We start from the raw sequence: 7,034 nt of genomic DNA on the forward strand, positions 1-7,034 counted from the left end.
CTCGCTGGCGCTCGCCGTCCTGACTACTCGACCAGCGATGCCGCTGGTCGAGTGCCTCCACGAGCGCCAGCGAGGGGAGGTGTATCGAGACCACTCCAAGCGGTCGCTGGGGGTCGGCTCGCGCTGGGCTGTTGCCGGGCGGTCTCGATACGTCAGGACTTCGCAAGCTCGTCCTGACTACTCGACCAGCGGGACGTGTCGCTGGTCGAGTCGTCGACGCCGCGACGGAGGAGCTGGCGGAGGTCGAGACCACCCCAAGGCGCCGCTGGGGGTTGGTCCGCGCTGGGCCGTTGCCGGGTGGTCTCGCTCCGTCGCGGCTACGCCCGTTGCGACGGCTCCATCGCGGTACGGCGCTCCTTCGTCGCGCGTCCCGCTACTCGACCAGCGGGAACCGTCGCACCGATCGCGTCACCCGGCCCGTGGTGCGGGCGTGTGGGAGGCTGTCGCCGTGGACCTGACGTATGCGCCGAAGCCCGACGGACGGCCCGACCCGGGGGAGATCGTGTGGACCTGGGTCCCGTACGAGGACGACCCCGCGCAGGGCAAGGACCGCCCGGTCCTGGTCGTCGGACGCGACGGCACGCGGCTCGTCGGGCTGATGCTCACCTCGAAGGACCACGACCGCGACGCAGCCCAGGAGGCGCGTGACGGTCGCTTCTGGCTCGACATCGGCTCCGGGCCGTGGGACGCGCAGGGCCGGCCCAGCGAGGTGCGCGTGAACCGGCTCATCGACGTCGACCCCGACGCGGTGCGGCGCGAGGGGGCCGTCCTCGACGAGCCCCGTTTCGCGGCCGTGCTGGCGGCCGCGGCAGAGCACCTCGAGCTGGCATGAGCGTCGTCGACAAGGTCGACCGCTTCCAACGTCGGCACCGGTTCGTCGGTCTGCCGCTCGCGGTGGTCTACAAGTACTTCGACGACCAGGGCCCCTACCTGGCGGCGATCGTCACGTACTACGCGTTCGTCGCGGTGTTCCCGCTGCTGCTCATCTCGACGTCGATCCTGGGCTTCGTGCTGCAGGGCGACCCGCAGCTGCGCGAGAGCCTGCTGAACACGGCGCTGAGCCAGTTCCCGATCGTCGGCGACCAGCTCGGCAGCGAGCAGGGTCTGCAGGGCAGCACGACGGCGATCGTCGTGGGTTCGATCGCGGCCCTCTACGGTGCGATGGGGCTCGGCCAGGCCGCGCAGAACGCCGCGAACATCGCGTGGTCGGTCCCGCGCAACAGTCGCGCCAACCCGTTCCTGATGCGGCTGCGGAGCCTGATCTTCCTCGCCATCGCCGGCATCGGCATCCTCGTGCTCGCCGTCGCGACCTCGGTGCTGGCCAACCCCGACGCGTTCGGGGGACTCGTGGGGCCTGCCACCGGCTGGATCGTGCGCGGTACCGGCTTCGTGCTCACCGCCGCGATCTTCGTCGGCCTCTTCCGCCTGGTCAGCGCGGGACGGGCGCACACCCGGTCGGTGCTGCCCGGCGCGATCTTCGCCGCCGTCGGCTGGCAGCTCCTGCAGCTGGCCGGCAACTCCTACGTGACCCGCGTGATCAACCGCGCGAGCCAGACGGTCAACCAGACCTTCGCGCTGGTCCTCGGGCTGCTGGCGTTCATCTTCGTCGCGGCGGTGCTCGTCGTCATGGCGCTCGAGGTCAACGTGGTGCTGCGCCGCCACTTGTACCCCCGAGCGCTGCTGACGCCGTTCACCGACAACGTCGAGCTCACCGAGGCCGACGAGCGCGCGTACACGGCCTACGCCAAGGCGCAGCGGCACAAGGGCTTCCAGGTGATCGAGGCTCGTTTCGAGAAGGACGAGGACGAACCGCAGGGCACCACGCCCTAGGCTGGTCCCACACCTCTCCGATCCCCCCGACAGAAGGACACGCGCATGCCCACGGGCAAGGTCAAGTGGTACGACACCGAGAAGGGCTTCGGCTTCATCAGCAGCGACGAGGGCGGCGACGTCTACGTCCGCTCCGACGCGCTGCCCGCCGACGTCACCGCCCTGAAGTCGGGCACGCGCGTCGAGTTCGGGGTGGTGCAGGGCCGGCGCGGCGACCAGGCGCTCCAGGTACGCGTGCTCGAGGCATCGGCACCCGTCTCGCGCACGCAGGCGCGCGCCCGGCGCAAGAAGCCCGAGGAGATGGTGACGATCGTGGAGGACCTCATCCGCCTGCTCGACGGACTGGGGGAGGGGTACCGCCACGGCCGTCACCCCGACGCACGCTCCGCCAAGCCGGTGGCCCAGCTGCTGCGCGCGCTGGCCACCGAGCTCGACGGCTAGTCCCGGGCCCTGGTGCGACCGGCTCGCGCCGCGTACCCTGGTAGTTGAAGCATCTACTACCTGAGCACGGGAGCACCGGGTGACCACGATTCCCTCGGGCCCGCGGGCCGAGCACCGCCTGAGCGACCTCGAGCAGCGGCTGCGGCCCAGCGAGCGCATGCCCGTGCTGTTCGTGGGCCACGGCAACCCGATGCACGCCATCCGCGAGAACCACTACACCCACACCTGGACGGCGGAGGGGCAGCGACTTCCGGAGCCCCAGGCGATCGTCGTCGTCAGCGCGCACTGGCTGACGCCCGGGCGCACGCACGTGACCGACGCGCCGCGCAACCGCGTCATCTACGACTTCGGCGGCTTCCCCGAGGAGCTCTCGCGCGTCCAGTACGACACGGTCGGCGACCACGAGGTCGCCAGCCTGCTCGCCCACCGGCTCGCGGAGTACGAGGCCGCCCTCGACAGCCAGTGGGGCCTGGACCACGGCACCTGGTCGGTGCTCAAGTACCTCGCCCCTGCGCCGCAGGTCCCCGTCCTGCAGATCAGCATCGACGACACGCTGCCGCTGCCGCGGCTGCACGAGCTGTACGGCCGGCTGCGTCGCCTGCGCGACCAGGGCGTGCTCTTCATCGGCAGCGGCAACATCGTGCACGCGCTCGGCCGCGCCCGCTGGGAGCCCGAGGCGCCGGCCTGGGACTGGGCGGAGCAGTTCGACGCCGACACGGCCGCCGCACTGACCGAGCGACGCCTCGACCAGCTGCTCGACCCCTACGGGACCTGGCGGGAGGCACGGATCGCCGTGCCCACCGACGAGCACTACCGGCCGATGGTCGCGGCGCTCAGCCTGCTCCACCCGGAGGAGGAGGTCCGCTTCTTCAACGCCTCCATCGACATGGGCTCGATCGGGATGCGCAGCTTCGTCACCGTCTGAGGTCAGGGCGCAGGCGGCGGCACCGGGCCCACGGGCTCGGTGGGGAGGCCTCGCGCCAGGTGCGCCTGGCGCAGCACGAACACGCCCCACGCCACCACGACGCCGGCCGTCACGAACATCGCGACCGCCACGTCGGCGTCGACGGTGAACAGGCCGATGCCGATGAGACCGCCGATCACCCACGACAGCTGCAGCAGCGTCTCGGAGCGCGCGAACATGCTCGTGCGCACCTCCTCGCCGATGTCGCGCTGGATGAGGGCGTCGAGGCTGAGCTTGCCGAGCGACTGGCAGAGCCCGACGGTGAGGCCCAGCAGCGCGGCCACGGGCCAGCGGAAGAACGCCGCCGCCACGGCCAGGGCCACGATGTCGACGAGCAGCACGGCCAGCACCACCCGGTGAGGGCTGCGGGAGCGGGTCCACGAGCCGATGACCACGCCGAGGGTGTTGCCGGCGCCGGCCGCACCGATCACCAGGCCCATGAGGATCGTCGCGTTGCCGGTCCACCCCAGCGAGGCGGGAGGCTCGCGCAGCGTGAACGCCATGAAGATGGTGAGGAAGCCCGTGATGAGCCGCAGCCCGGCGTTGCTCCGCAGTGCGTCGACGACGTGGCGCGACACCGTGATCCCGCGCTTGGCGGGCCGACCACTGAGGTCGGACAGGTCGACCTGCTCCTCGCCCTCGCTGGAGTCGACGCGCGCGGGCAGCAGGATCGCGAGCACGGTGCCCACGACGAACAGGACGAACGCGTACCGCAGCGACCACTCGGCGCCGACCGCTGCGGCACCCACCGCGAGCGGTGCCGAGATCGCCGCGGCAGCCGTTCCGGTGAGCGAGATCCTGGAGTTGGCCTTGACCAGCGTGAACTCCTCGGGGAGGAGACGTGGGACGGCCGACGCGCGGGTCACGCCGTACGCCTTCGACGCCACCAGGCAGCCGAGCGCTGCCAGGTAGAACGCGGGCGACTCCTCGGCCACGGCCCCCGCCAGCACCCAGCAGCAGAAGGCGCGGATCGCGAGCGTGCCGCCGATGGCCCACCGCCGGCCGCGACGGAACCGGTCGAGGAACGGGCCGATCAGCGGGGCGACGAACGCGAACGGCAGCATCGTCAGCACGAGGAAGAGCGCCACCTGGCCGCTCGCCTGCTCCGTCGGCACCGTGAAGAACAGGGTGCCCGCCAGCGAGACCGCGACGGCCGCGTCGCCGGCGGTGTTGAAGGCGTGCAGCTCGAGCAGGCGCGACAGTCCCGACTCGCCCGCGCCGCCCGCGTGGGTGAAGCGGCGCGCACCCGCGACGGCTCCGGCGCCACCGCGGGCCACCGTGCGCCCGGTGCGTCGCAGTCCCGACGCGACCTTGGCGCCGCGTCGGGGCGGAGGCGCGCCGGTACCGGGGCCGGACGGTGCGTCCGGGTCGGGTCCGAGGTCGTCGAGCGTGTCCCGGTCGCCGGCCGCCCCGGTGGCATGGCTGCCGGCAGGGCCCGGCCAGTCGGGGCCGGGCGTGCGATCGTCTCCGTCGCTCGTCGGGGCCATGACCACATCCTGCCCCACCCCGCCCCGCCCGACCGGGTGAGCCTCGTCCCGTGTCGGGCACGGGGGTTGGCGGCCGGCTGGACCCATGAGGGACAATCGAGCCATGACGACCCACCCCGCCCTGGGCGCCGCCCACGACGTGGCCCGCGCCGCCCTGCTCGAGGCCACCGACGAGTCGGCCGTGGGCGAGCACCTGAGGGTCGTCGACGACGGTGAGCGGCTCGCCACGCACCTGTTCGCCTGCACCGGCCCGGGCTACCGCGGCTGGACCTGGGCGGTCAGCCTGTCCGCCGGCGTGGAGGACGACGCGGTCACCGTCAACGACGTCGTGCTGCTGCCCGGCGACGACGCCGTGGTCGCCCCCGCCTGGACGCCCTACCGCGACCGCATCAAGCCGGGCGACCTCAGCCCCGGCGACGTCCTGCCGCCCGAGGAGGACGACGCGCGTCTCGTGCCCGCCTGGTCGGCCGGCGACCACCTCGACACCGTCGACCGCGCCTTCGCGCGCGAGGTCGGCCTGGGTCGCGCCTGGGTGCTCTCCCTCGAGGGGCGCGACCTCGCCGCGCAGCGCTGGAACGACGGCGAGCAGGGCCCCGACAACCCGATGACCAAGCAGGCCCCGGGCACGTGCGACTCCTGCGGCTTCCTCGTCAGCCTCGCCGGGCCGCTCTCCGACCGGTTCGGCGTGTGCGCCAACGGCTCGGCCAACGACGACGGCCGCGTCGTCGCCCTCGACCACGGCTGTGGCGCGCACTCCGGCGCGCGACTCAGCCGGTCCGCCGGTCCCCAGAAGCTGCCGCCGCCGGTGTGGGACACCGTCGACGTCGACGAGCTCTAGTCGCCCGACGCGAGCGTCAGCCGTCGCGGCGTCGGCCCGGCTGGTGACGCAGGGCGTTGCGACGCAGTCGGCAGTACTCGATGCCGAGCAGCCCGAGGCCGAAGCCGGCGATCGCCGTCCAGAGCCACCAGGTGCGACCCTGCTCCTCGAGCGTGCCCAGGAACGGCACCAGCGCCACTGCCACCACGCCCCAGAGGATCGTGCCGACCGTCATCGTGCGGACGCCGTCGAGGTCCATCGGCTCGACCTGGGCGACCTTGTGCGTCGTGCGGCCGATCTCGAGCTCGGTGACCTCCGGCCGACCCAGCTCGTGGCGGCGTGCCGCGCGCTCGAGACGTTCGCGCTCGCGGTGCCCGAGCTTGCGCTCGACCGTCTCCGGGCCGTCGCCGTCGCGCAGCGTCCACTCCGACTCGTCGCTCACCGGACCAGGGTAGCGTTCCCGTCCGGGCGCCCGCCGGCCCGTGACGGACCGCACCCGTGCGTCCCCTGCGGGCCGCTGGGAGGATGGAGCCGATGAACCCCCGTCGTCGCCGGCTGCTGTTCCCGGCCCTCCTCGTGGTCCTGCTGGTCGTGGCCGCCGTCGTCTCGCTCGCGCGCGACGCCGACGCCCGCCCGCTGGGTCCCTCCAGCCTGGGCGCCCTGCCGGCGCCCGCCACGCTGTCGCGCGCCGACGACGAGACCGCGGTGGCGGCCCGGGCGGTCAGCACCGTGCGCGACCCTCGCATCTCCGAGTCGAGCGGGCTGGCCGTCAGCGCCGTGCACGACGACCTGGCCTACACCATCAACGACTCGGGCAACGCCGACGTCGTCTACGCGGTGCGCATCTCCACGGGCGAGGTCGTCGGCACGACCACGGTCAGCGGTACCCCGTGGGTCGACACCGAGGCCATGACGCTGCACGACGGGAAGCTCTGGATCGGCGACGTCGGCGACAACTCCGCCCAGCGCCGCGACACCGCGATCTACGCCATCGACGAGCCCGGGCCGGGCACCCACGCTGCCCGTTCGACCCGCTACCCGGTGGGCTACTCCGACGGCCCGCACGACGTCGAGTCGCTCGCCGTCGACGGTGACGGCCGGTTCCTGCTCGTGACGAAGGACCTGCTGTCGGGCCAGGTGCTCCGCTTCCCGGACCCGCTCTCGACGCAGCGCACCAACGTGCCCGAGCCCGTCGGCGACCCGACGCTCCTCATGGCGACCGACGCCTCGACCAGCCCCGACGGCCGCTTCGTCGTCGTCCGCAACTACATCGCCGCCGCCGTCCTCGACGCCTCGGACCTGTCCCTCGTGCGCACCGAGGCGCTGCCCGATCAGCCCCAGGGCGAGACGCTCGCCTTCGAGCCGTCGGGTGCCTCGTACCTCATCGGCAGCGAGGGCAGCCCCTGGCAGCTCCAACGCGTCGGCTTCTCCGCGGAGCGGGCCGGCGCCGCCGTGCCGTCGGCCACGCCGACCCCCACGGCGACGACGCCGGCGG

8 protein-coding genes are annotated in these 7,034 nt (G+C 73.0%); 6 read left to right on the forward strand and 2 right to left on the reverse strand.

All coding sequences use genetic code 11. The features are described from left to right. Positions 1-448: 448 nt before the first annotated feature. The 4 genes from NH339_RS16620 (at position 449) to NH339_RS16635 (ending at position 3,196) form a co-directional block, all read left to right on the forward strand. Complete coding sequence (locus tag NH339_RS16620; protein WP_253027132.1) at positions 449-832, forward strand: type II toxin-antitoxin system PemK/MazF family toxin; 384 nt, start codon at positions 449-451, stop codon at positions 830-832. Continuing rightward, complete coding sequence (locus tag NH339_RS16625) at positions 829-1,830, forward strand: YihY/virulence factor BrkB family protein (RefSeq protein ID WP_253027133.1); 1,002 nt, start codon at positions 829-831, stop codon at positions 1,828-1,830. Before NH339_RS16620 ends, NH339_RS16625 begins: the two co-directional genes overlap by 4 nt. A gap of 45 nt (positions 1,831-1,875) precedes the next feature. Continuing rightward, positions 1,876-2,271: a cold-shock protein gene (locus NH339_RS16630; RefSeq protein WP_253027134.1), complete on the forward strand. Its 396-nt coding sequence runs from the start codon at positions 1,876-1,878 to the stop codon at positions 2,269-2,271. Between the two features lie 79 nt (positions 2,272-2,350). Then, positions 2,351-3,196, forward strand: a complete 846-nt coding sequence (locus NH339_RS16635; RefSeq protein WP_253027135.1) for a dioxygenase — start codon at positions 2,351-2,353, stop codon at positions 3,194-3,196. Between the two features lie 2 nt (positions 3,197-3,198). Here the strand turns inward: NH339_RS16635 and NH339_RS16640 are convergent, their stop codons facing one another. Then, positions 3,199-4,722 carry an MFS transporter gene (locus tag NH339_RS16640; protein ID WP_253027136.1) on the reverse strand — a complete coding sequence of 508 codons (1,524 nt, stop codon included), beginning with the start codon at positions 4,720-4,722 and terminating at the stop codon, positions 3,199-3,201. A 103-nt stretch (positions 4,723-4,825) separates the two neighbouring features. Between NH339_RS16640 and NH339_RS16645 the strand changes: the two genes are divergently transcribed. After that, positions 4,826-5,560: a DUF3027 domain-containing protein gene (locus NH339_RS16645; RefSeq protein ID WP_253027137.1), complete on the forward strand. Its 735-nt coding sequence runs from the start codon at positions 4,826-4,828 to the stop codon at positions 5,558-5,560. Positions 5,561-5,576: 16 nt separating this feature from the next. Here the strand turns inward: NH339_RS16645 and NH339_RS18945 are convergent, their stop codons facing one another. Beyond that, positions 5,577-5,981 carry a DUF2530 domain-containing protein gene (locus NH339_RS18945; RefSeq protein ID WP_236749741.1) on the reverse strand — a complete coding sequence of 135 codons (405 nt, stop codon included), beginning with the start codon at positions 5,979-5,981 and terminating at the stop codon, positions 5,577-5,579. Between the two features lie 92 nt (positions 5,982-6,073). Between NH339_RS18945 and NH339_RS16655 the strand changes: the two genes are divergently transcribed. Beyond that, positions 6,074-7,034 (forward strand): YncE family protein (locus NH339_RS16655; RefSeq protein ID WP_253027138.1); only part of this gene is annotated, 961 nt, incomplete at its 3' end.

Origin of the sequence: Aeromicrobium sp. CnD17-E (assembly GCF_024124745.1) — a bacterium.
Taxonomy (GTDB): Bacteria; Actinomycetota; Actinomycetes; order Propionibacteriales; family Nocardioidaceae; genus Aeromicrobium.